This window comes from Xylophilus rhododendri (assembly GCF_009906855.1).
Taxonomy (GTDB): Bacteria; Pseudomonadota; Gammaproteobacteria; order Burkholderiales; family Burkholderiaceae_C; genus Xylophilus; species Xylophilus rhododendri.
Genome location: NZ_CP047650.1, coordinates 5,368,566 through 5,392,180, shown reverse-complemented (window position 1 = coordinate 5,392,180; position 23,615 = coordinate 5,368,566). Strand labels below are relative to the sequence as shown.

The window sequence follows — 23,615 nt, the reverse complement described above, 5'->3', positions numbered from 1 at the left end:
CATGGATGACCGAACGCTGACCTCGTCCTGGGTGGAGCCCGCGCTGGCGGATGAGCCGGCCGCCCCGCCCCGGCCTCGCCCCTGGACGGCGCGTAGTTCCGTCACCCTGGGCATGCCGCAGCTCGACGGCTGCGGGCTCTCCGAAACCTGGCTGCAGAAGACCTGCGGCGAGCTGCACTGGCGCGGCCTGGCGGCCAGCCTGGGCCGGCCGGCCGAGTTGTGGACCGACCCGGCCGGGCAGCGGGTGTACGCGGCCTTCGGCATCGTGCGGCTGCGGTCGGCACGGCTGGGCGAGGTGCGGGAAGGCCAGCGGCTCGGCCTGAGGAGTCAGCTGAGTCCGCTGGGCCGTTCGCAGGCCTGGAGCCGGCACCGGCTGAGCACCGGCGAGGGCGAGATCGGGCAGCTGGAAATGCTGTCGGTGTTCGTGGGACGCGGCGAGGACGGCTCCAACCGTTCGGTGCGCCGGGTGCCGATGCGCGATGCGGGCACACATGCCGAGCCCGCCGCGGCCCGGGCGCTGGCCGACCGGGCACGCGAGTGGCGCACTGCCGTCGCCGCGCAGGCCGCGCCTGCGGCGGGAGCGCAGTCGCTGCGGCTGATGTCCTGCCCGCGTGGGGATTTCAACGGCGCCGGCCTCGTCTATTTCGCGACCTTCACGGCCTGGGCCGATCGGGCGCTTTTCTCGTGGCAACTGCTGGGCGCGCAGGACCGCGTGGTCGAACGTGAATGCCTGTACCTGGGCAACCTCGACGTGGGCCACGAGGTGGAAATCGTCTGGCGCGGCAGCAGCGCGGCCGAGGCCGGGACCTGCCTGGAAGTGGAGATCCGCTGCCCCCGCCACGGCCGCACGCTCGCGCGGGTGCGCACCACCGTGTCGGCTCGCGCGGCCAGTGGTGTCGCAGAGGCCGCGCCTGCCGACCTCGATGCCTGGCGCCGCGCCGCCACTGCCGCGGCACCGGGCGGCGATCTGTCAGCCCTGAACCGCATCACACCCGAAGGCATCGTGGTCCAGCCGCTCTACACCGCGGCCGACACCGCCGCGCTGCCCGCCAAAGACACCCTGCCCGGCTTTGCTCCCTTCGTGCGTGGACCCCAGCCCACCATGTACACCACCCGGCCCTGGACCATCCGCCAGTACGCCGGTTTCTCGACCGCCCGTGAGTCCAACGCCTTCTACCGCGAAGCCCTGCACAGCGGCGCCCAGGGCGTGAGTGTGGCCTTCGACCTGGCGACCCAGCGCGGCTACGACAGCGACCATGCGCGGGTGGCCGGCGAGGTCGGCAAGGCGGGCGTGGCCATCGACAGCGTGGAGGACATGAAGGCCCTGTTCGACGGCATTGCGCTCGGCGGCACCAGTGTCTCCATGACCATGAACGGCGCCGTGCTGCCGGTGCTGGCCGCCTACGTGGTGGCGGCGGAGGAACAGGGCGTGCCGCAGGCGCGGCTGAGGGGGACCATCCAGAACGACATCCTCAAGGAGTTCATGGTCCGCAACACCTACATCTACCCGCCCGGGCCGTCGATGCGCATCGTGGGCGACGTCATGGCCCACGCGGCGGCGCACATGCCGAGCTTCAACTCGATCAGCGTCTGCGGCTACCACCTGCAGGAGGCCGGGGCCGGCCCCGCGCTGGAGCTGGCCTTCACCCTGGCCAACGGGCGCCAGTACGTGCAGACCGCCATGGCGCGCGGCCTGGACGTGGATGGCTTCGCGGGCCGGCTGTCCTTCTTCTTCGGCGTGGGCATGGATTTCTACCTGGAGATCGCCAAGCTGCGCGCGGCCCGCCTGCTCTGGTGCCGGATCATGCGGGGCTTGGGCGCGAGCAACGAACGCAGCCTGATGCTGCGCATGCACTGCCAGACCTCGGGCTGCTCGCTGACCGCGCAGGATCCGCACAACAACGTGGTGCGCACCACCATCGAGGCCATGGCCGCGGCCTTTGGCGGCACCCAGAGCCTGCACACCAACGCGCTGGACGAGGCCATCGCGCTGCCGACCGAGGCCAGCGCCCGGATCGCACGGGCCACCCAGCTGATCCTGCAGGAAGAGACCGGCATCCCCGGCGTCATCGACCCCTGGGCCGGCAGCCACGCGATGGAGAAACTCACCCACGACATGGCCGAGGCCGCGTGGAAGACCATCGAGGAGATCGACCGGCGCGGCGGCATGGCGGCGGTGGCGGAAAGCGGCTGGGCCAAGATGCAGATCGAGGCCGCGGCATTGGGCAAGCAGGCTCGTATCGACTCCGGCCGGGATGTGGTGGTGGGGGTCAACAAGTACCGGTCGCCGGGCGAGACCCGCATCGATCACCGGTCGATCGACAACCAGGCGGTGCTGGCGGATCAGATCGTGTCGCTGCGGCAGGTCCGTTCGCGGCGCGACGGCGCTGCGGTGGCTGCCACGCTGGACGCCCTGAGCGATGCCGCCCGTTCCGGAGAGGGCAACCTCCTGGCGCTGACCATCGACGCCATGCGCGCCCGGGCGACGGTGGGCGAGGTGTCCGACGCGCTGGAGCTGGTCTACGGTCGCCACCATGCCGACAGCCCGCAGGTCAGCGGTGTCTACGCCGAGGCCTTCGAGTCGGCCGAGGACTGGGAGAAGCTCCGGGGTGAAGTCCTGGCCTTCGAAACAGCAAGAAGCCGCCTCCCCCGATTGATGATCGCCAAGCTCGGACAGGACGGACACGACCGGGGCGCCAGGGTGGTGGCCAGCGCGTTCTCGGACCTGGGCTTCGAGGTGGTGACGGCACCGCTCTTCCAGACCGCCGACGAATGCGCCCGGCAGGCCATCGAGCACGAGGTCCATGCCGTCGGCATCAGCAGCCTGGCGGCGGGCCATCGCACGCTGGTTCCAGCGCTCATCCAGGCACTGAAGGACCTGGGGGCGCATCACATCGTCGTATTCGTCGGCGGCATCGTTCCGCCGGAAGACCATGCGTTTCTGTTCGAGGCTGGCGTGCGGGGCATCTACGGTCCTGGAACCAGCATACCGAGCAGCGCGAAGGATGTGCTGGATCAGATCCTGAAGACACCTGACGCCAGCGCACCGCCGCAGTCCCCGGCAGGGTGATGCTCCGAACCGCGCGCGGCGGCTCGATCAGAACTGCGGCAGATCCGCCAGGGCCTGGGCCTGGTCGCCGACGGGCAGATCCACCAGGGTCTTGCGCCCGTCGGGAAGATCGACCACTTCGATCTTGCGGCCCACGGCGCCGTGATAGCACAGGTACAGGTCATGGCCCCGCGATGCCGCGACCGCCACGGCGGCGATGCTGCTGACCACCGAATCGCCTTTCTCCAGCTCTCCGTCCACGTATTCGAAGCTGTGCCACCGCACCGACTTCACTGTTCGATCCGGCGCCCACTGGACAGCTTCCACCGCGTATGCCATCGCCATTTCCCATGAGTTGCTGTGTCGGGGCATTCTGCTCCGGCTGGCGCTTCAACTCCGCACAAAGGCCAGCAGCAGGCCGTAGTCGCCCTGATCGGCCGCCCGCAGGCCCGCCAGATAGCGTTTGCGGGCCTGGTCGTTGGCACTGGCCAGCCGGCCCCCTCCCCCGCCCCAGGAAAACGCCGGCTGGCCCATGCCCCGCAGAATCACGTCGGCCATCAGCCGCGAATCCAGGTCTAGCGCCACAACACCGACCACCGGCCACGCAGCAACTCCTCCGCCCGGCGCTCCACCTGCCGCGCGATGCGCGCATCGGTGGGCCGCTGGTCCTCCAGGCCCATGGTGTGCGCCACGCCGCCGACTTCTTCCAGCGCGATGGCGCGCGCGCGCTCGTGGACCACCTCGGTCAACGGACGCCTGGGCACCAGGGCATAGACGAGTTCGCAGTCCAGGCCATCGGCGAGCTTGCGCAACTGGCCGAGCGAGATGCGGTCTTCCGATTCGGCCTGCTCGGACTTGTGCAGTGTCGGGCCGGTGATGCCCAGGCGCTGCGCTTGCTGACGTTCGGTCAGGCCGAGTGATTCCCGCACCAGCTTGAGCCAGCCGCGAGCAGGCGGTTTGCGGGCGACCAGCGGGGCGTAGGGGGACACGCTGGCTTGCAGCTGATCCAGGCGGAGTTGCTTGAGTTCGGGAGACATTTGCTGGCCTATAGGCTATTTATGTCGAGGCGAATGATAGCCAATAGGGCAGCATTTTAGGATTTTTTGCTTCGCCAAGAAGAAGCTTAAAGCGGTGTTCACCATCTGCGGACGACGAACCGAGGCCGGTGCTCCAAGCATTGGATCACCACTTCGATCTTCAAAGGTATGCTTGGATGCACGCGAGTCCATGTATGACCCGCCGACATGCCGGCAATCACCCTGGCGAGAAAGAAAGCGTATGGCACCCCCCAAATACCGACTGGTCACCCGCAGCGATTTCGACGGCCTGGTCTGCGCCGTCCTGCTCAAGCACCTGGACATGATCGACGACATCAAGTTCGTGCACCCCAAGGACATGCAGGACGGGAAAATCGAGATCGGCCCGAGGGACATCACCACCAACCTGCCTTATGTGCCCGGCGCCCACATGGTGTTCGACCACCATTCCTCCGAACTCGCCCGCAATGGCGACGGCACGGCCAATTACGTGATCGATGCCAGCGCGCCGTCCGCGGCGCGGGTGGTTTACCGGCATTTCGGCGGCGAGCAGGTTTTCCCACCAGCCTGGGAAGGCATGATGGCCGCGGTGGACAAGGCCGACGCGGCCCGTTTCACGCGCGAGGAAATACTCGATCCGCAGGGCTGGGTCTTGCTGAATTACCTGATGGATTCACGCACCGGCCTGGGCCGTTTCCGGGATTTCCGCATCTCGAATTACCAGCTGATGATGGATTTGATCGATGCCTGCGCCCGGCTGGGAATCGACGAGATCATGCAGCTGCCGGACGTGGTCGAACGCTCGACCATGTATTTCGAACACCGCGAGAAATTCAACGAACAGCTGCGCCGCTGTTCCACCGTGACCGGCAATCTGGTGGTGCTGGACCTGCGCCAGGAAGAAACGATCTACGCGGGCAACCGCTTCATGATCTACGCCCTGTATCCCGAGACGAATATCTCCATCCATGTGCTCTGGGGCCTGAAGCAGCAGAACACGGTATTCGCCACGGGCAAGTCCATCCTCAACCGCAGTTCCAAAACCAATATCGGCGCGCTGATGCTGCAGTACGGCGGCGGCGGGCATGAAAACGCGGGCACCTGCCAGGTGGAGAACGACCGGGCCTCGCAGGTGCTGGCGGAGCTGACGAAGCAGATCAACCAGGACGGCTGAGGCGGCTGCGAACCGCCGCCGGACATCCTCGGCCGCGGCTCAGGCCGTGGCGTGCTGCCGGCTCAGCTTGAACACCGCCACCGTACTCACCAGCGCCTGCGCCTGGGTCTTCAGGCTGTCCGCCGCTGCGGCCATCTCCTCGACCAGCGCAGCGTTCTGCTGCGTGGCCTGATCCATCTGCGTGACCGCGCTGCCGACCTGGCTGACACCCAGGCTCTGCTCGCTGCTGGCGTTGCTGATCTCGCCCATGATGTCGGTGACGCGGCGGATCGCGCTCACCACCTCCTGCATGGTGGCGCCGGCCCGGTCCACCAGCGTGCTGCCTTGTTCCACACGCGCCACGCTGTCGTCGATCAGGGTCTTGATCTCCTTGGCCGCGGTCGCCGAACGTGCCGCCAGGCCACGCACCTCGGCCGCCACCACCGCGAAACCTCGGCCCTGCTCGCCCGCGCGGGCCGCTTCCACGGCGGCGTTGAGGGCCAGGATATTGGTCTGGAAGGCGATGCCGTCGATCACGCTGATGATGTCGGTGATCTTGCGCGACGCATCCTGGATGCCCTGCATGGTCTGCACGACTTGCGCCACCGCTTCGCCGCCCTGCACGGCCACGGTGCTGGCGCTGAGGGCGAGCTGGTTGGCCTGGCGGGCGTTGTCGGCATTTTGTTTGACGGTGGTGCCGAGCTCTTCCATGCTGGCCGCCGTCTGCTGCAGCGTGCCGGCCTGCGACTCGGTGCGGGCGGACAAGTCCTGGTTGCCCTGGGCGATCTGGGCGCTGGCCGTAGCCACGCCTTCGGAGCCCTGGCGCACGGTGCTGACGACATCCGTCAGGCCGCGCCCGATCTGGTTGATGGAGGCGAGCAGGCGGCCGATCTCGTCCTGGCGCTCGATGCGCACATCGATGCTCAGGTCGCCTTGCGCCAACGCCTGCGCCGCCTGGCTGGCCTGCCCGAGCGGGCGGATGACCAGGCGGCGGATCAGCCAGTACACCAGCCCCGTCATCAGCAGCACCAGGGCGACGCCGAGCAGGGCATAGAGGTTGCGCAGCTGGCGCACTTCCTCGGTGAACTCGTCCGCATAGGCGCCGCCGGCGATCACCCATTGCCAACTGCCGAAAGAGCTGAAGGACACGACGCGCTCGCGCGCACCGCCCGCCGGATCCAGCGCGCGGTAGCGCAGCGTGCCGTTGCGGCGCTCGAAGATCTCCTGCACGTAGGCACGGCCGTCGGCGTCCTTAGCTTCCAGGAGATTCTTGCCCTCGGCATCCGGGTGGGCAACCACGGTGCCCAGGGTCGCGCCGGGCCTGGCGTCCAGGATGTAGAAATAGCCGGTCTTGCCGACTTTCAGGCTGGTGACGGTGGATTTCAGCTGCTTGATATAGCCGGAGATATCCAGCCCGACGAAGGAGATTCCGATGAGCGCGCCGCGCGCATCGCGGATAGGGTCGTATTGGGTGATGTATTGGCGATTGAACAGCGTCGCGAACCCGATGAAGGCCTTGCCATCCAATATGGCCTTGTAGGCCGGGTGATCGCGCGCCAGCAGCGAACCGACGGAGCGCTGGCCCTTGTCGTTCTTGAGCGAGGTCACCACACGCACGAAATCATCGCCGCGCCGGGCGAATACCGTCGCCACGGCGCCGGTGTCGGCGGTGAAGCGGTCCACCAGTTCGAGGTCGGTATCGATGGGCCGGCCGTCGAGTTTCAAAGAAGGCAGCGCAGTACCGTCGGCTTGCGCAGGCGGATTCTCCAATTCGAAGCTGCCGGCCAGTTTCCCCTGCAAGGATCTGGCCAGTTCGCCGGTTCTCTCGCGCCGGTCCTTGTCGAGTGCGTCCAGCAGGTCCACCACCAGTTTGGTCTTTTCGCCGACTTCCACATTGGCCCGGTGGTTGACCATTTCGGAAACCGAATGGCTGATGCCGATCACAAAGCCGGCGAATACCACGCTGACGACCAGAAATACGACGACCGGCAATTTGGTGCTGAGATCCAGATCGGAAAATTTCATGCTTATGGTTATGTGGGTTCGGTAAGGCTCGTGGGGCAGGCAATACGCCGGATATGGCGCGGAAAAGCATACGTGCCCGGGTGAATCGAACGAGGGAGAAACCACAGGGCGTGCCGGGGCTCAGCAGAAAAACCACTGGCTGGATCCGGAGTCGGGCAGGTGGTGCGCTTGATGGAAGGCCCCGTTGTCAGCGACGACTTTCTGCAGGAGCGCGCCAGCCAGCACCAATCGGAGCGGGAGCCGCTCTGATGCTGCGTTATCTGCTCGACACCCATATCGTCATCCACGTCCTGAAGCGGCGCCCTGTCGAAGCCCTGGCCACCTTCAACGCCAACGAGACCCGCATGGCGATCTCCGCCTGATGCAAAATGATGCTCGTTTTGATGGAGGACCGAGATGCGAACCACCGTGACGATCGACGACGCTCTCTACGAGAAAGCGATGGAGGTGGCGGATCCCGCGATGGACAAGGCGGATCTCTTCAGAGAGGCCGTCAAGACCTTCGTCCGTGTTCAGGCTGGCAAACGCCTTGCCGCGCTCGGGGGGAAAGCTCCGGACATGGCGGAGCCGCCGCGCCGCCGTGACGACTCTGTGCCATGACGGTCTTGGTGGATACATCCGTATGGGTCGCGCATTTCCGCGCACCTCAGGACGGGTTGATTGACCTCCTGGCCACGGACCAGGTGCTGGTGCACCCGATGGTGCTGGGAGAAATTGCTTGCGGGACCCCGCCAGACCGCAGAAGAACCTTGCAGGACCTGGGCTCACTGCAGTCGCCGCATCAGGCGACCCTGGCCGAGGTGATTGCCTTCACGGAGCGCGAAGAACTGTTCGGCCGCGGCTGCGGCTTGATCGATCTGATGCTGCTGAGCTCCACGCTGATGACCGCAGGTGCCAGCCTGTGGACCCTGGACCGGCGTCTTGCGGCCCTGGCCGAGCGCTTCCAGGTGCTCCACCGCCCCGCGCTTCACTGACGGGATTTCCCTAGCGGGTTTCGCAGGGCGAATATGTAGGATTGTATGACGGTCATCCGTTGTCACTCGAAGTGACCGACAGCGGACGACCCCATCCAACCCTCCGAAAGCCCAGCCATGCCTCTCTCCCGCCGCAGCACCCTGACCGCCCTCGCCGCCCTGGCGGCCGGTGCCCCCACCCTGTCCCGCGCGCAGGCCAGGACTGTGAGAGTCGTCGTGCCCTGGAACGCCGGCGCAGCGGCAGACGTGCTGACACGCGCGATCTGCAACACCATGTCCAGGGCCAGCGGACAGTCCTTCGTGGTGGACAACCGGCCCGGTGCCGGCGGCCGCATCGGCTCGCAGGCGGTGGCGAACGCGGCGCCGGACGGCCTGACGCTGCTGATGTCCAACGCCGACACGCACGCCCTGGCACCGTTCATCTACAAGACCCTGACCTACGAAGCGACCAGGAGCTTCGTGCCGATCACCCTCTTCGCCCGCGTGCCCTTCGCCCTGATCGCCGGGCCTTCGCGGCCGGACATCGTCAACCTGAACGCCTTCATCGCCGCGGCCAAGGCCAAGCCCGGCGGGCTGAGTTATGCCTCCTGGGGCCAGGGCAGCACCTCGCACATCGGCATGGAGCTGCTCTCGCGCGCGCTGGGCATCGAGCTGAACCATGTCGCTTTCCAGGGCCAGTCGCCCGGCCTGCTGGCGGTGGAAGGCGGCCATGTGGACACCATGCTGCTGACGGCCGGCGGCGCCGATGCCGCGGCCAAGGCCGGCCGGGTCAAGCTGCTGGGCGTGGCCGCGGACAAACGGCTGGAACTGATGCCGGCGGTTCCCACCTTGCGCGAGTTGGGCGTGGACCAGTCGGTCGGCAACTGGTTCGCCTTCCACGCGCCGGCCGGCACGCCGGCCGAGATCACCCGCAACCTGGCCCGGCTGGTGGCCGATGCCATGAAGGACCCTGCCGTGCAGGACACCTACCGCCTGCAGGCCGCCGTGCCCGATGTGCAGGGGCCGGAACACCTGGCGAAGTTCGTGCTGGCCGAGCAGCAGCGCTGGGGCTCGGTGGTGAAGGCCGCCAATATCTCAATCGACTAGACCGGGGGCTTCCAGCCGGTGCGGCCGGATCCCAGAATCGGCCCATGATCGATCTGGAAACATTCCTTCTTTCAGACGGCGCCTTCTTCCTGGACGGCGGAATCTTCTTTCCGCATCACACGGACGGAGGCAAGGCGCGCTGCATCTTCAGGAACCTGCGCTCCTTCAAGTACCGGCACCTCAATCGGGGCGCCCATCTCCTGCTGGTGACGACCGAGGGACGGGAGGAACTGCAAGGCGGCCGCGACTACCTCACCTACACATTCGCGGAGCCCTACTCCGGGCCGCTGATGCTCAGCATCCGCGACCGCAGCCAGATCAGCTCCGTCAAGGATTTCGACGCCGACGAGGCCCGCCGGCCGGAGTCTTAGGCTGGCGCCCTGCTCGCCGGCCGCCAGCGCGCTCAGGCCCCGCCGACCTTCACGAACACCGGGTTCGAATAGAACCAGAGATCGCTGTAGTTGCGTGCGTTGATCGCATTGAAACGGGTGGCGGCATCCGTCACCACGCTGGCCTTGATGCTCACGTCAGCCAGCGGTTCGCCGTTGGAGGTCTCGCCGGCCACGTTCACGCCCTGGTTGGTGCCGCGCAGGCGGAAGTAGGTGCTGGTGGTGGCCGGCATGGTGTAGCTGGCGGCGTAGTAGCCGTCGGCGTCGAGCTTCCAGTCCGATGCGGTGAGGCGCTTGACCACACGGGTCGAGGGATTGGTGGCGCGCGAGTAGCCGGCGGTGCCCGCCACTTCCAGCCCGGTGATGTTGCCCGCGATGATGTCGATGTGGTCGACCTGCGGCTTGAGGTTGGCGGGCACGCCGCTGCCGACCTGGAACTCGTAGTTGTTGCGGTCGGGCGACTTGAAGCGCACGGTCACGGTCAGCGTTTCGTTGAGCTTGGCGGTCATGTCCGAGCCCATCTCGCCGGTGCCGGCGCTGCTGGTCACGCGGAAGTCGAGCGCGCTGATCAGGTCGCCGTAGGTGCCGTACACCTTGCCGCCGCGCATGGCGGCCAGCAGGGATTTCGGGTCCTTGATCTCGCCCCAGAGGTGGTTCTTGGCGTATTCGCCGGGCGAGTAGCCGCTGCTGTTGGCGCCGTTGGTCTTGAAGTGGTAGTCGGAGTCGGCCACGTTCCAGATGTGGCGGCCTTCCGAGAGCAGCGCGTCCCAGGTGCCGCCCAGGGTGGCGACCAGGTAATCCACGCCGCCGTAGGTCAGCGCCACCGGGTTGGGCGTGGTGGCCGAGGCCTGGGTGTAGCCGCCGCGGTCGGGCTCCATCTGGTTGCCCACCATGCCTTCGATGCTGAACATGATGCGCGGGGCCAGATCGTTCATCTCGCGCAGCTGGGCGATGGTGTAGCTGCCCAGGTTGCGCGAGGGATGGTTGATCTGCATGTAGCTGGTCTCGGGATAGTTCTTCTTGAGCCAGGCAATGGCGGCCATCGCGTCCGCATGCGTGCTGAAGGCCTTCGTGTCGGCGGCGTTCCAGGCGGCCACGTCGGCGGGCAGGAAGTCGCTGGCCGCGCGGTTGGTGAACAGGTATTCGAACTGGTTGGCGGCCTTGAGGGCGGCCGCCGACATGGGGGTGTCGGTCAGGATGCCGATGTTGGCGTGGTCATGCGTGGGCATGTCCCATTCGAAGGCGGCGAAGATGGTCTTGTCGGCATAGGTGCCTGCGGCCTGCAGCGCCTTGATGCGCGGCACCTGGTAGTCGGCCATGCCCTTCGAGAAGGGAATGGCGGCGGGCAGGCGGTTGCCGTTGTTGTCGTAGTTCGATACGCGCAGGTGGTCGGAGATGGCCGCCCAATCCAGTCCGTAGGTGGTGAAGGCCTTGGCCAGAACCTGGTCCAGCGTGGTGGTCTGCTGGGTGTCGTCGGACTGGAAGGTGTGCACATGCAGGTCGCCGACGGTCCAGCGTTCGTTCGAGACCACGACCGGGGGCACGACGGTCGGCGGCACGACCACCGGAACGACCGGCGTCACGGGCTTGGCGTCGCTGACGACGATGGGATCGTTGCTGCCGCCGCAGCCGGCCAGCAGCAGGCTGCCGAAGAGCAGGTTGCACAGCAGTGCGGTGGTGGTGGGACGAAACGAAGTGGCGGATGGATGCTGGACGTTCGGGGTCATGGTCGAGGGTATATGCGGAGGACTTCGGTATCGGTTCAGTTACACACCACAGTCTGCCGATACCTTGTGTAAGGGCCATGACCCGAACAAGTCCGTTCGATGCGCCGGACACCCCACCCATAATGTCGGCTCACCTCACAGAGCCTCTCAAACCCTCACAGCGAGACGATTGAAACCATGTCGAAAGCCTACTGGATCAGCGCATACCGAGCAGTCAAGGACCCGGAGAAGATGGCCGCCTACGCCAAGCTGGCCGGTCCGGCCCTGACGAGCAACGGCGGACGTTTCCTCGCCCGCGGCGAACCCGCCAAGGTGTTCGAGCTGGGCCTGGTGCAGCGCACCGTGCTGCTGGAATTCGACAGCGTCGAGCAGGCCGTCGCGGCCCACGACAGCCCGGCCTATCAGGAAGCGCTGCGCGCCCTGGGCGACGGCGCGGACCGCGAGATCCGCATCATCGAAGGCCTCTGAAAGCGCCGAAGGCGGCCGCGCGCCTCAGGCGAAGCGCGCGACCGAGAAATGCCGCGCCGCCGCATCCAGCGGCTTGCCGGCCACGGCGTCGGCGATCCATCTCGCGGTATTGACCGATCCCGTCAGCCCCAGGTGGCCATGGCCGAAGGCGCACCACAGCCCCGCCCGGCCGGGCACCTCGCCGATCACCGGCATCGAATCGGGCATGCAGGGCCGGTGGCCCATCCAGCTGCTGGGCTGGCCCAGCTTCAGCGGCACCCGCAGGCCGGCCTGCAGATGCTGCTCCAGGCGCCGGGCTCTTTCGAGATGGGGCGGCTCGTCCAGCGCATCGATCTCCACCGTGCCGCCGACGCGCAGCCCGCCCAGCATCGGATTGATGAAGACCTTGCGGTCGGCCAGCACCACGACACGCGACAGCAGCCCGTCGATCTCCGGGTACTGCAGGTGGTAGCCGCGCTGGGTCTGAAGGGGGGCCTTGATCTGCAGTGTCCGCAGCAGCTCGGCGGACCATGCGCCAGCGCAGATCACCACATGGTCGGCCGACCAGCCGCGCTCGCCGGCCGAGGCTTGCCAGCCCCGGGGCAGGCGCTGCAACCGGTCGATGCGGGCGGTTTCGAAAACGGCGCCCTGCTGGCGCAGCCAGGCGGCGATCGCCTGGCAGTAGCGCAGCGGATCGCTCACGCTGCCCTCGTCGGGCAGGTAATAGCCGGCGGTGTAGGCCCGGTTGTCCACCGCGGGCTCCAGCTCGGCGATGGCGCCGGCATCGAGCGCCTCCAGCCGCAGGCCGTGGGATTGCTTGAGTGCCCAGCCGGCAGCGTCCTTGCCCACGGCTTGTGCATCGGGATAAAGATGCAGTTGCCCGGTGCGCCGCACCAGTTCCGCGCAGCCGACCTCGCGTGCCAGCGCCGCATGGTGATCGACCGAACCCCTGAGCAGGGCATGCAGGGCATCGGCGATCGCCGCCACCCGCCGGGGTTGCGCGGCGCGGCCGAACTGCCACAGCCAGGATGCGGCGCGAGGCCAGTAGCGCAGCGGCACATACAGGGGGCCGGCCGGGTCGAGCAGCATCGGCAGCGTGCTGCGCAGCAGGCCGGGCATGGCCAGCGGCGCCACCGAGCCGGACGACAGCGCGCCCGAATTGCCCGAGGAACACCCGCTGCCGGGTGCGGACGGATCCACCAGGCGCACCGCATGTCCGCCATCCATCAGGGCCTTGGCCACGGTCAGGCCCACGATGCCGGCGCCTACCACCAGGGCAGTGCGCATTTCAGTTTGTCTCATCTTTCTGGTTCTATCTTTCGCCGCTCGGGGCTCACTCGGGCTGCAGGCCGATGGCATCCACCACACGCTTCCATTTTGCGGTCTCGGACTTCATGAAGTCGTTGAGTTCGCCGGCCGGTCGCGGCGCCGGATCCAGCCCGCGGGCGATCAGTTCGTTGGCGAGCTTGCCGGTCTTCAGGGCGGCGGTGACTTCGCGGGTCATGGTGGCGACCACCGCATCGGGCGTGGCCTTGGGCGCCATCAGGCCGAACCAGGTGCCGCCGACGAAGCCGGGCATGCCGCTTTCGGAGACCGTCGGCACATGGGGCAGCAGCGGCGAGCGCGCCAGCGTGGCGATGCCCAGGGGCTTGATCTTGCCGGCCTGGATCAGCGGCATCACCGCGGTGATGGTGTCGAAACTCACCTGGATCTGGCCGCCCATCAGGTCGGTGAGCGACGGCGAACTGCCCTTGTAGGGCACATGCATCATGTGCATGCCGGCCTGCAGGTTCAGCAGCTCGCCGGCCAGATGGCTGGAAGTGCCGTTGCCGAAGGAGGAGAAATTCACTTCGTTGGGATGGGCCTTGGCATAGGCGATCAGCTCGGTCACGTTGTTGGGCGGAAAGCTGTTGTTGGCCACCAGCACGAAGGGCACGCTGGCCACCATGGCGACCGGGCGCAGGTCTTGCTCCACCGAGATCGGCAGGTTCTTCTTGACCACCGGCGCGAGGGAGAGCTCGGCGGAGGAGCCGAACAGCAGGCTGTAGCCGTCCGGCGCCGCATGCGCCACGTAGGCCGCGCCGATCATGCCGCCGGCACCGGCGCGGTTGTCCACCACGAAGGGCTGGCCGAGCTTGGCGGCCAGGGTCTGGGCCAGCAGCCGCGCCGCCACGTCGGTGCTGCCGCCGGGCGGATAGGCGACCACGATATTCACCGTCCTGGAAGGAAAGACATCCGCCGCCAGCGCCGCGCCGCTGAGCAGAACCAGACTGGCCGCGGCCAGCAATCCCGTGAAACGCTTGAACATGACTACTCCCTGAAAAGAATCGTTGTGTGCGATCGAGAATAGCCAACATAATATTGTTCTGCAATGTGCCATATTGCATTGCAATATAGATTGTCTATTTTCAGGAGCCCCGCATGCCGCAGAACCCATCCTCCAGAATCGTGATCGATGGCCTGGTCTTCCACGCCGACGGCAACCCGGAGCCGCTGCGCAGCGGCGGGGTGACGGCGGCCAACATCACCGTCGCGCCCTATCTGGAGGGCGCGCAGTCGGCCTTCGATGCGATGAGCCGCTGGCGCCGCATCGCGCACGATCCGGCCTCCGGCTGGAAGCTGGTGGAGAAGGCCGAAGACATCGCCGCCGCCCAAGCCGAGGGCAAGACCGGCCTGATCATGGGTTGGCAGAACACCTGGCCGCTGGAGGGCTCGCTGGACCGCATCACCGGCTTCCACGCCCTGGGCCTGCGGGTGGCGCAGCTCACCTACAACGAGGCCAATTTCGTGGCCGACGGCTGCAGCGAGGAACGCAACGGCGGCCTCACCGGCTTCGGCCGCAAGGTGGTGCAGGAGTTCAACCGCCTGGGCATCGCCATCGACCTGAGCCATTGCTCCGAACGCACCGTGCTGGAGACCTGCGAACTCAGCAGCCGGCCGGTGTTCCTCACGCATGCCAACGCCAAGGCGGTCGATGCGCGGGTGCGCAACAAGAGCGACGAGGCCATCCGCGCGGTGGCGCGCACCGGCGGTGTCATCGGCACCAGCATCCACGGCTTCCTCAACTGGAACGGCGATCCGCAGTCGCCGCCGACGCTGGCCAACTTCATCAAGCATGTGCGCTACATCGCCGATCTGGTGGGCATCGAGCATGTGGGCATAGGCACCGATTTCGCCTGCGTGCAGGATGTCGGCGAGGTCGACCGCATCCTGGAGCTGAGCCGCAACTATCCCGGCCCGGCCGGCGTGTTCATCAATGCCTTCGGCAACAAGCTGGTCGGCCGCTATCCGCAGGAAACGCCCACGCCGCGCGATTTCCCGCTGATCCTGCAGGCGCTGGAGCAGGCCGGCTTCTCGGCAAGCGAGGTCGATGGCGTGGCCGGCGGCAACTTCCTGCGCGCCTTCGGCCAGGCCTGGGCATGAGCCGAGGATCCGGCAAGGCTGCAGCAACCGGGACGGCACCCGAAACGGCAGAACCGCAGGCCGAGGCACCGCAGGACCTGCTGGCCGAATTCGCCGGCGACCGGCTGTTCATCCTCTCGGTCGGCAAATGCTTCCACCTGCTCGAATGCATGAGCGCGGCCCAGCGGGCCTTGAGCCTGGGCGAACTGGCCCAGCTCTCCGGGCTGGACAAGAGCGCCGCGCAGCGCCTCACCCACACGCTCTGCAAGCTGGGCTACCTGCGCCAGCATGCGCAGACACGCGCCTACCAGCTCTCGCCCCGTCTGCTGGAGTTCGGCCACAGCGTGCTGCAGGTGGACATCGTGCGCGAGATCGCCGAGCCCTTCCTGCAGGAACTCAACCAGGCCTGCCGGGAGACCGTCAACCTGATGGAGCTGGAGGGCCGCGACATCGTCTACGTGCTGCGCTACCCCAGCTCGCATCCGGTCAGCGTGGACCTGCATGTGGGCTCGCGCCTGCCCGCCTTCTGCACCGCGGCTGGCCGGGCGATCCTGGCCAATATGTCGAAGGACGATGTGCACGCGGTGCTGGCCGGCCGCCGCAAGGCCATGACCGAACACACGGTGACCGACATGGCCGGCCTGCTGGCCCTGCTGGAGACAGCCCGGCGCGAGGGCTTCGTCATCAACGACCAGGAAGCCTTCATCGGCGACATCTCGCTGGCCGTGCCGCTGACCGACCATGACGGCGAGGTGCGCAGCGCCATCAACATCGCCGTGCCCTTTCCGCGCTGGACGGTGGAGCGGGTGCGCCAGGAACTGCTGCCGCCGCTGCTGCAGTGCGCCCGCCAGATCTCCCGCAAGCTGGCCGCCGTGAGCGGCCCGCGCACGCATCGAAACTAAACAAGGCCTTCCATGACCGAGCCCACATTCGCGCAGACCGGCGCCGACCTGCTGGTGCAGTCCCTCCTCTCGCAGGGCGTGGACACCTGCTTCGCCAACCCCGGAACCTCCGAGATGCACATGGTGGCGGCGCTGGACCGCCACCCCGGCGTGCGCTCCATCCTGGCCCTGTTCGAAGGCGTGGCCACCGGCGCCGCCGACGGCTATGCCCGCATGAGCGGCAAGCCCGCGGCCACCCTGCTGCACCTGGGACCGGGCCTGGCCAACGGCATCGCCAACCTGCACAACGCGCGCAAGGCCGCGACGCCGGTGCTCAACATCGTGGGCGACCATGCCACGCACCACCTGGAGTACGACGCGCCATTGACCTCCGACCTCGACGGCCTGGCACGCACCGTGTCGCACTGGCTGGGCCGGGCCCTGAGCGCCGACGAAGTGGCGGCCAGGACGGCCGAGGCGGTGGCGGCCACCCGCGGCGGCCCGGGCCGCATCGCCACCCTGGTGATGCCGGCCGATGCCGCATGGTCCGCGCCCAGCCCGGGCGCCGTGGCCGCGCCGGCGCCGCGCGTCGCGGCGGAACAGCCGGTGGATGAAGACCGCATCCGCGCGGCTGCCGCCCTGCTGCGCCGGCACGGCGCGGCCGGCATGCTGATGCTGGGCGGCGCCACGCTGAACGCCGAAGGCATCCGCCTGGCCGCCGCCATCGCCCGATCGCTGCAATGCCGCATGGCCGGCCAGAGTTCCAACAGCCGCATGCAGCGCGGCCCCGGCATACCGCGGGTGGCGCGTGTGCCCTATCCGATCGACCAGGCCCTGGCCTTCATGCAGGGCGTGCGGGCGCTGGTGCGCATCGGCGCGCCTACACCGGTGGCCTTCTTCGCCTATCCCGGCAAACCCAGCATGCTGGTCGAGGACGGCTGCGAGGTGCTGGACCCGGTGCCCGAAGGCACGCACCCGCTCGCGGCGCTGAAGGCGCTGGCCGCCTTCCTGGATGTGGACGAATCCGATGCACCGGACCAGCCCCGGCAACGCCCTGAGCGACCGCAAGGCGCCCTCGCCCACCAGACCGTGGCGGAGGCCATCGCCAGCACCCTGCCCGACCATGCGATCGTGGTCGACGAGGCGGTCACCACCGGCCGGCTGCAGACCTACGAGGCCTGCGTGGCCGTCGGCCCGCACGACTGGATCAACAACATGGGCGGCTCGATCGGCTACGGCCTGCCGGTGGCACTCGGCGCCTCCATCGCCTGCCCCGAACGGCGGGTGCTGGCCCTGGTCGGCGACGGCAGCGCCTTCTACACCAGCCAGGCGCTGTGGACCATGGCACGCGAGGGCTGCGACGTGACGGTGGTCATCTACGCCAACCGCAGCTACGCCATCCTGCAGGGCGAGTGGAAGAACATGGGTGCGGGCGAAGCCGGCCGCAGCGCCCGCGACCTGCTGCGGCTGGACCGGCCGGACCCCGACTGGGTGGCGATCGCCAGGGGCCACGGCGTGCCGGCCCTGCGGGTGGACGATGCCGAAGGCCTGTGCACCGCCCTGGAACGCTCCTATGCCACATCGGGCCCGATGCTGATCGAGGCCTGGCTCGATTGAGGGTGCAGGCAAAATCCGGCGATGGCCCAAGGCAAACGAATTTCCACGGATATCGGTGAGGACGCGCTGCGCGCGATCCAGGCGCTGGGCGCCGCCGCCCGCCAGGCCCGGCTGGCCGCCGGACAAGGCCAGGCGCAGGCCGCGGCGCGGCTCGGCGTGCATGTGCAGACCATAGGCCGCATCGAATCGGGCGAGCCCGGCGTGACCATCGCCCATGTGGTCGGGCTGCTCGCGATTTACGGCCTGACGGTGCATTGCGCAGCACAGTCCGCCCCCGCGCAAGCAGAATGCGGCGACCCTCCATCCTCCTGAGCTGTCGCCCCGGCGGCCGAGAACCCATGGCCACCCCTGACCCGATCGAAGTCGAAACCCGAAACCACCAGATGTTCCCGGCGCTGGACGCCGCCGACGCCGCGCGGGTCCGGCGCTTCGGCGAACTGCGCCACTACCGGCGCGGCGACTGCCTGTTCACCGCCGGCGAACCCGGCGCCGGCCTGTACCTGGTGCTGGCCGGCACGGTGGCCATCACCCAGCGCGACGGCCTGGGCCGCATCACGCCGGTGGCGGTGCAGGGGCCCGGGCAGTTCCTGGCGGAGGTCGGAACGCTGTCGGGTCAGCCGGCCCTGGTGGACGGCCATGCCAACGAGGACGTCGAAGCCCTGCTGGTGCCGCCCGATCAGCTGCGCGCCCTGATCGTGGCCGAGGCCGACCTGGGCGAACGCATCGTGCGGGCGCTGATCCTGCGCCGCGTGGCGCTGATCGATGCCGGCGCCAGCGGCCCGGTGCTGATGGGGCCGCCAGATTCGGCCGACGTGCTGCGGCTGCAGAATTTCCTGGGCCGCAACGGCCATCCCTATCACGTGGTGGACTCCTCCACCGACCGGGATGCCGCCACCCTGCTGCAGCAGTACGGCGAGGCCAGCCTGCTGGTGGCCTGCCCCAACGGGGCGGTGCTGGTCAACCCGAGCGAGGAGGCGCTGGCGCGCTGCATCGGCATGATCGACGGCTCCGAACATGCCGGCCTGTTCGATGTCGTCGTGGTGGGCGCCGGGCCGGCCGGGCTGGCCACCGCCGTCTATGCGGCATCCGAGGGGCTGCGGGTGATGGTGCTGGACTGCCGCAGCTATGGCGGCCAGGCGGGAGCCAGTGCACGCATCGAGAACTACCTGGGTTTCCCCACCGGCATCTCCGGCGGCGCGCTGGCCGGGCGGGCCTTCGTGCAGGCGCAGAAGTTCGGCGCCGAGATGATGATCCCGGCCAAGGCGGTATCGCTGGACTGCAGCGGCATCGAGGCCGGCGAGGGGCTGCGGGTGGGCCTGTCCGACGGCCGGCAGCTGCGCGCGCGCACCGTGGTGGTGGCCAGCGGCGCGCGCTACCGCCGGCCCCGGGTGCCGCGGCTGGCGGAGTTCGAGGGCCGCGGCGTGTGGTACTGGGCCTCGGCCATCGAGGCACGCATGTGCGCCAAGCAGGAAGTGGCGCTGGTCGGCGGCGGCAACTCGGCCGGGCAGGCCGCCGTGTTCCTGTCGCAGCATGCGGCGCGGGTCAATGTGCTGGTGCGCGGGCCTTCGCTGGCGGCCAGCATGTCGCGCTATTTGATAGACCGCATCGAGGCCTCGCCCAACATCGTGCTGCATCCCCATACCGAGCTGGTCGGCCTGCACGGCGAGCCGGCCACCGGCCTGGACGGCGCCACCTGGCGCGATTCGCGCAGCGGCCAGCAGCACGACTGCCCGGCGCGCAACCTCTTCCTGTTCGTCGGCGCCGAACCCGAGGCCGACTGGCTGAAGGACTGCGGCGTGGCGGTGGACCACCACGGCTTCGTGCGCACCGGCGTCGACCCGGGCGGCGACAAGCCGGCCCCGGGCGGGCTGGAGACCAATGTGCCGGGCGTGTTCGCCGTGGGCGATGTGCGCTCCGGCTCGGTCAAGCGGGTGGGCGGCGCCATCGGCGAAGGCGCGGCCGCGGTGGCGCAGATCCATGCGCACCTGGCGCAGTTGGCTGCCACCGCCTGAGCCGGGGGCGCGGCCTGCTCAGCGCGCGAAGGCCGACGCAGCCCCGGATGCCGAGGCGGACGTCAAGGCCGGCCCGCTCCTGACCAGCGCCAGCGGGCAAGGCATGCCGCAGCTGCCCGCCGGCAGGCCGATGCCGCCCTGGGCCATCACGTTCATCAGCGCCGACACCTGACCCACAGCCGACAGGTTCGCGCTGGCCACGCCGGAAAGATCCAGCGCCGCCGCCGCATTGGCCGCCGCGCTGGCGGAAGCGGACGCCGAAGCGCTGGCGGAAGCGGAGGCGGAAGCCGAGGCCGACAACTGCGCCAGCGCACTCAGCGGCAGCCCGGACAGGCTGGCCCGCAGATCGGCCATGGCCGTCGGCGCCGTGAGATGGACGCCCAGCCCCGCACGCACCGAAGCCAGCATGGCCAGCACGGCCTGCAACAGCGCAAGCGGATGGAAGGAGCCGATGGCCGGCAGCCCCGCCGTCATCCTGGCCAGCGCCTGCGCCTGCGCGCTGGCCGTCAACGCGCCCTGGGCATCGGCCTTCAGGCCCAGCGCGGCCATCAGGGAGGCGACCGCCGATGCGTGGGCGCTGGCCGAGGCGGTGGCGCTTGCACTGGCGCTCGCGGCCAGCCGCGCCTGCAGGGCGGCGATGGCACCGCCGGCACGCATGTCGATGCCGAAGGCGGCCTTGATCGCCAGCAGGATCCCGGACAGGTTCACCAGCCCCGACAGCTCGGCCAGCAGGCGCGCCAGCAGGTCCAGGTGCGGCGTCAGCGCGCCGCTGTTGGCGTTGTAGCCATTGATCGCCGCGGCCATGCCGGCCTGCGCGCTGGCCTGCGCCGAAGCGGACACGGCCGTGGCCAGGTTCATCCCGAGCGCCGCCTGCATGGCGGCCGAGGCGCTGGCCATGGCCGAGAGATTGGCCACCGCCGCCGCCTGCGCGTTCGCCTGCGCACTGGCGGCCAGGCCGAGGGCCGGGTTCAGCCCGAGCCCGGCGTTGATCTGCGCCACCAGGCTCATCGACATCCCCGGCACCAGGCCGCTCAGCGAAGGCAGCGATCCCAGCGAGGAAGTGAGGGAAGCCAGCGGCGCAGGGCAGAAACAGCTCATGGTGGTTTTCCGTATCGGTTGCGGCCGGATTACACACCGGCGCACAGAGGAGCCCTGCTAAAGTTCACAACCTTCAGTTACAAAGTCGGCCATGTCAACCCCTGATTCATTCGCCGCGACGGCTGCCGGGCCCGCGGGCTGGTACGGCAAGCTGCCCACGCTGGGCGACTTCGCCTCGCGGCGGCTGGATGCCGGATTCATCGAGGCCTGGGACGACTGGCTGGCGCAAGGCCTGGCCGACTGGCGCGCGCAGGCGCCCGAGCAGTGGCTGCACGACTACCTGGCCGGGCCGAGCTGGCGTTTCATCCTCACGCCCGGCGTCATCGCCATGGCCGGTGCGCGCACCGCCTGGGCCGGGGTGCTGATGCCCTCGGTGGACCGCGTCGGCCGCTATTTCCCGCTGACCCTGGCCTTGCCGCTCGCACGCCTGCCGGAGCCGGGCGCGGCCACCGAGGCCTTGCTGCGCTGGCTGCGGCAGCTCGACGACATCGCCGTCGATGCACTGCACGAGGACTGGAGCATCGAGCAGCTCGAATCCGCGCTCGAACAGGCCGGCCCCGCGCCCTGCGGCGGCGGTCTCGACGACGCGGGCACCGACGCCTCCTCGGACCTCGACCTGCAAACACAGCCCGCCGGCCACAGCCTGTGGTTCGCCATCGGCGCCCAGGGCGGCCAGCACATGCAGGTGCTGGACGGCCTGCCCCGCGCCCACATCTTCCAGACCCTGCTGAGCGGATCCGCCCTGCAGCCCCTCCCCCTCTCCATCGACACGAGCGAATCGCCATGAGCACTGACTGGACACCCAATTTCGGCGGCATCGGCCAGAACCCGCCCAGCTGGAACACCAAGCGCCCGATGCGCATCGCCATCCTGGGCGACTTCGGCGGCGGCGCCCTCGCCGGCCGGCTGGAGACCGGCGCGGCCCTGGCCAAACGCAAGCCGCTGAAGGTCGAATTCGACACGCTGGAAGACGCCCTCGGCCGCCTGCAGCTGGAGATGACCTTGCCCCTGGGCGCCGGCGGCGCGCCGGTGCAGGTCGCCGTGTCGGAGCTGGAGTCCTTCCACCCCGATGAGCTGTATCGCAACCTGGAGGTCTTCACCGCCCTGGCCTCGCTGCGCAAGCGCCTGAACAACACCGCCACCTTCGCCGCCGCCGCGGCCGAGATGAAGGACTGGGGCCTGGACACCGACCCCGCCGCCTCCCAGGTCGCCCTGCGCAGCCGGGCCAAGGGCGCGGCGCCCTCGGGCGGCTCCACCCTGGACGACTTCGCACGCCTCACCGGCCGCGCGCCGGCTGCCCAGGGCGCGGAAGTCTCGGTCAACGCCCTGCTGCGCAAGCTGGTCAGCCCCTTCGTGGTGCCGGCGGCCGCCCCCAACAAGGACGCACTGGTCGCCAGCCTCGACAAGGCCCTGAGCGATGCGATGCGCGCCGTGCTGCACCAGCCCGATTTCCAGAACATCGAATCGCTCTGGCGCGGCGTCGACTTCCTGCTGCGCCGCCTGGAAACCAGCCACCAGCTGCAGGTGCAGCTGATCGACATCAGCGCCGAGGAACTCGCCGCCGACCTCAGCAGCGTGGACGACCTGGCCGACAGCGGCCTCTACCAGCTGCTGGTGAGCAAGCCCGCCGAAGACGCCGACGGCGGCTACGCCTACATCGCCGGCTGCTTCCGTTTCGAGGCCACGCCGCCGCATGCCGAACTGCTGGGCCGCGCCGCCCGGGTGGCCGCCCATGCCGGCGCGCCCTTCATCACCGCCATCGCCCCCGATGCCTTCACCGACCGCCGCGAGCCGCCGCACCGCCTGGTGCGCGAGGCCTTCGAGGCGCTCAAGGACCTGCCGGACGCCTCCTACCTCGCGCTGATGGCGCCGCGTTTCCTGCTGCGCCACCCCTACGGCAAGAAGAGCGATCCGATCAGCAGCTTCAGCTTCGAGGAGTTCACGCGCGCCGAAGGCCTGCGCGGCATGCTCTGGGGCCACCCGGCGCTGCTGGCGGTGAGTGTGCTGGCCACCCGCGGCGCCGAGCTCAATATCGGCGACCTGGCCTTCCACTACTTCGTCGATGGCGACGGCGACACCATCGCTCTGCCCTGCACCGAACGCCTGATCGGCACCGAGGCCGCCACCCTGCTGCGCGACTTCGGCATCAATGCCGTGATGGCGCGCAAGGGCGAAGCCATGGTGCGCCTGGCCGGCCTGGAAGCCCTCAACGGCGACGGCCTGGCCAGCGCCGTCGGCGCGCCGCGCAAGAAGCCCGCCGACAGCCGCGCCAGCATCGGCAGCGCCGCCAGCGAACGGGTCAAGACCGAATGGACCCCGGCCGCACGCAGCGCCGGCACCGTGGGCATGAGTGCGCCGGCGCAGAAGCTGGCGGCCGAAGAAGCCGAGGCCGAAACGCAGGAGGACGCCGCCACCGAAAGCTCGGTGGACGACGAACTCGCCGCCCTGCTGGACACCCCGGCAGCCGAGGTACCCGCGTCCGGCGAGCAGCCCGCCGCCGAGGACGACGAACTCGCCGCCCTGCTCGCCAGCCTGGCCGACCCGGAACCGGCCGCCGCGGATGCCGAGGCCGAACCCGCCGCTGCGGAAGACGAGATGGACGCCGATCTCAAGGCCCTGCTGGCGTCGCTGGGCTGAACACCCGCCGGCCGCTTCACGCCTGCGCAAAGTGGATGTTTTCCTCAACGAAGCAGCCATATCCGACGGCGATAATGCGGC

22 protein-coding genes and 1 pseudogene are annotated in these 23,615 nt (G+C 68.7%); 15 read left to right on the top strand and 8 right to left on the bottom strand.

Translation table 11 applies throughout. The features are described from left to right. Nucleotide 1: 1 nt before the first annotated feature. Both GT347_RS27745 and scpA read left to right on the top strand, forming a co-directional pair. Nucleotides 2-808 (top strand): annotated as a pseudogene (locus tag GT347_RS27745) (Pnap_2097 family protein); the annotation flags it as partial. A gap of 63 nt (nt 809-871) precedes the next feature. Continuing rightward, complete coding sequence (gene scpA, locus GT347_RS24940; RefSeq protein ID WP_229722951.1) at nt 872-3,070, top strand: methylmalonyl-CoA mutase; 2,199 nt, start codon at nt 872-874, stop codon at nt 3,068-3,070. A 27-nt stretch (nt 3,071-3,097) separates the two neighbouring features. Here the strand turns inward: scpA and GT347_RS24935 are convergent, their stop codons facing one another. From GT347_RS24935 to GT347_RS24925, 3 genes are read right to left on the bottom strand one after another with little or no spacing between them, the layout of a single operon-like run. Then, nucleotides 3,098-3,394, bottom strand: coding sequence for a hypothetical protein (locus tag GT347_RS24935; protein ID WP_160554757.1), 297 nt, complete (start codon nt 3,392-3,394; stop codon nt 3,098-3,100). A gap of 45 nt (nt 3,395-3,439) precedes the next feature. Then, the gene (locus GT347_RS24930) at nt 3,440-3,607 is read right to left on the bottom strand and encodes a hypothetical protein (protein WP_160554756.1); all 168 of its coding nucleotides are present in this window, start codon (nt 3,605-3,607) and stop codon (nt 3,440-3,442) included. Between the two features lie 17 nt (nt 3,608-3,624). Next, entirely contained in the window at nt 3,625-4,086 is a 462-nt protein-coding gene (locus tag GT347_RS24925; protein WP_160554755.1) for a mobile mystery protein A, read from the bottom strand. Between the two features lie 241 nt (nt 4,087-4,327). Between GT347_RS24925 and GT347_RS24920 the strand changes: the two genes are divergently transcribed. Next, on the top strand, nt 4,328-5,260 hold the full coding sequence (locus GT347_RS24920) for an exopolyphosphatase (protein ID WP_160554754.1): 933 nt from the start codon (nt 4,328-4,330) through the stop codon (nt 5,258-5,260). 39 nt (nt 5,261-5,299) lie between these two features. On the opposite strand, the gene GT347_RS28000 is transcribed toward GT347_RS24920, so the two are convergent. Next, nucleotides 5,300-7,264: a methyl-accepting chemotaxis protein gene (locus GT347_RS28000; protein WP_160554753.1), complete on the bottom strand. Its 1,965-nt coding sequence runs from the start codon at nt 7,262-7,264 to the stop codon at nt 5,300-5,302. A gap of 396 nt (nt 7,265-7,660) precedes the next feature. On the opposite strand from GT347_RS28000, the gene GT347_RS24905 reads away from it, so the two are divergent. From GT347_RS24905 to GT347_RS24890, 4 genes are all read left to right on the top strand, one after another. Then, a complete protein-coding gene (locus GT347_RS24905) occupies nt 7,661-7,864 on the top strand; it encodes a type II toxin-antitoxin system VapB family antitoxin (protein ID WP_160554752.1) in 204 nt (67 codons plus the stop codon). After that, nucleotides 7,861-8,238 (top strand): type II toxin-antitoxin system VapC family toxin, encoded by a 378-nt coding sequence (locus GT347_RS24900; protein WP_160554751.1) that lies wholly within the window; start codon nt 7,861-7,863, stop codon nt 8,236-8,238. Before GT347_RS24905 ends, GT347_RS24900 begins: the two co-directional genes overlap by 4 nt. A gap of 117 nt (nt 8,239-8,355) precedes the next feature. Beyond that, a complete protein-coding gene (locus GT347_RS24895; protein ID WP_160554750.1) occupies nt 8,356-9,324 on the top strand; it encodes a Bug family tripartite tricarboxylate transporter substrate binding protein in 969 nt (322 codons plus the stop codon). Nucleotides 9,325-9,368: 44 nt separating this feature from the next. Beyond that, entirely contained in the window at nt 9,369-9,695 is a 327-nt protein-coding gene (locus tag GT347_RS24890) for a hypothetical protein (RefSeq protein ID WP_160554749.1), read from the top strand. 32 nt (nt 9,696-9,727) lie between these two features. Here GT347_RS24890 and GT347_RS24885 read toward each other — a convergent pair whose 3' ends face one another. Next, the gene (locus GT347_RS24885; RefSeq protein ID WP_229722493.1) at nt 9,728-11,440 is read right to left on the bottom strand and encodes a CehA/McbA family metallohydrolase domain-containing protein; all 1,713 of its coding nucleotides are present in this window, start codon (nt 11,438-11,440) and stop codon (nt 9,728-9,730) included. A 177-nt stretch (nt 11,441-11,617) separates the two neighbouring features. Here GT347_RS24885 and GT347_RS24880 point away from each other — a divergent pair, with 177 nt between their 5' ends. Then, nucleotides 11,618-11,908: a DUF1330 domain-containing protein gene (locus GT347_RS24880; RefSeq protein ID WP_160554748.1), complete on the top strand. Its 291-nt coding sequence runs from the start codon at nt 11,618-11,620 to the stop codon at nt 11,906-11,908. A 24-nt stretch (nt 11,909-11,932) separates the two neighbouring features. Here GT347_RS24880 and GT347_RS24875 read toward each other — a convergent pair whose 3' ends face one another. Both GT347_RS24875 and GT347_RS24870 read right to left on the bottom strand, forming a co-directional pair. Continuing rightward, nucleotides 11,933-13,174, bottom strand: coding sequence for an NAD(P)/FAD-dependent oxidoreductase (locus tag GT347_RS24875; RefSeq protein ID WP_229722492.1), 1,242 nt, complete (start codon nt 13,172-13,174; stop codon nt 11,933-11,935). A 46-nt stretch (nt 13,175-13,220) separates the two neighbouring features. Next, the gene (locus tag GT347_RS24870) at nt 13,221-14,195 is read right to left on the bottom strand and encodes a Bug family tripartite tricarboxylate transporter substrate binding protein (protein WP_160554746.1); all 975 of its coding nucleotides are present in this window, start codon (nt 14,193-14,195) and stop codon (nt 13,221-13,223) included. Between the two features lie 113 nt (nt 14,196-14,308). On the opposite strand from GT347_RS24870, the gene GT347_RS24865 reads away from it, so the two are divergent. From GT347_RS24865 to GT347_RS24845, 5 genes are read left to right on the top strand one after another with little or no spacing between them, the layout of a single operon-like run. Then, the gene (locus GT347_RS24865) at nt 14,309-15,310 is read left to right on the top strand and encodes a dipeptidase (RefSeq protein ID WP_160554745.1); all 1,002 of its coding nucleotides are present in this window, start codon (nt 14,309-14,311) and stop codon (nt 15,308-15,310) included. Next, on the top strand, nt 15,307-16,191 hold the full coding sequence (locus GT347_RS24860) for an IclR family transcriptional regulator (protein WP_160554744.1): 885 nt from the start codon (nt 15,307-15,309) through the stop codon (nt 16,189-16,191). Before GT347_RS24865 ends, GT347_RS24860 begins: the two co-directional genes overlap by 4 nt. A gap of 12 nt (nt 16,192-16,203) precedes the next feature. Further along, complete coding sequence (locus tag GT347_RS24855; protein WP_160554743.1) at nt 16,204-17,787, top strand: acetolactate synthase large subunit; 1,584 nt, start codon at nt 16,204-16,206, stop codon at nt 17,785-17,787. Between the two features lie 21 nt (nt 17,788-17,808). After that, nucleotides 17,809-18,099 (top strand): helix-turn-helix domain-containing protein, encoded by a 291-nt coding sequence (locus tag GT347_RS24850; RefSeq protein ID WP_160554742.1) that lies wholly within the window; start codon nt 17,809-17,811, stop codon nt 18,097-18,099. A 26-nt stretch (nt 18,100-18,125) separates the two neighbouring features. Further along, the gene (locus GT347_RS24845) at nt 18,126-19,799 is read left to right on the top strand and encodes an FAD-dependent oxidoreductase (protein WP_160554741.1); all 1,674 of its coding nucleotides are present in this window, start codon (nt 18,126-18,128) and stop codon (nt 19,797-19,799) included. An 18-nt stretch (nt 19,800-19,817) separates the two neighbouring features. Here GT347_RS24845 and GT347_RS24840 read toward each other — a convergent pair whose 3' ends face one another. Next, nucleotides 19,818-20,897: a hypothetical protein gene (locus GT347_RS24840; RefSeq protein ID WP_160554740.1), complete on the bottom strand. Its 1,080-nt coding sequence runs from the start codon at nt 20,895-20,897 to the stop codon at nt 19,818-19,820. A 91-nt stretch (nt 20,898-20,988) separates the two neighbouring features. Between GT347_RS24840 and tagF the strand changes: the two genes are divergently transcribed. Both tagF and GT347_RS24830 read left to right on the top strand, forming a co-directional pair. Next, the gene (tagF, locus tag GT347_RS27310; protein WP_195812370.1) at nt 20,989-21,684 is read left to right on the top strand and encodes a type VI secretion system-associated protein TagF; all 696 of its coding nucleotides are present in this window, start codon (nt 20,989-20,991) and stop codon (nt 21,682-21,684) included. Further along, nucleotides 21,681-23,534: a type VI secretion system contractile sheath domain-containing protein gene (locus GT347_RS24830; RefSeq protein ID WP_160554739.1), complete on the top strand. Its 1,854-nt coding sequence runs from the start codon at nt 21,681-21,683 to the stop codon at nt 23,532-23,534. Before tagF ends, GT347_RS24830 begins: the two co-directional genes overlap by 4 nt. Nucleotides 23,535-23,615 lie beyond the last annotated feature (81 nt).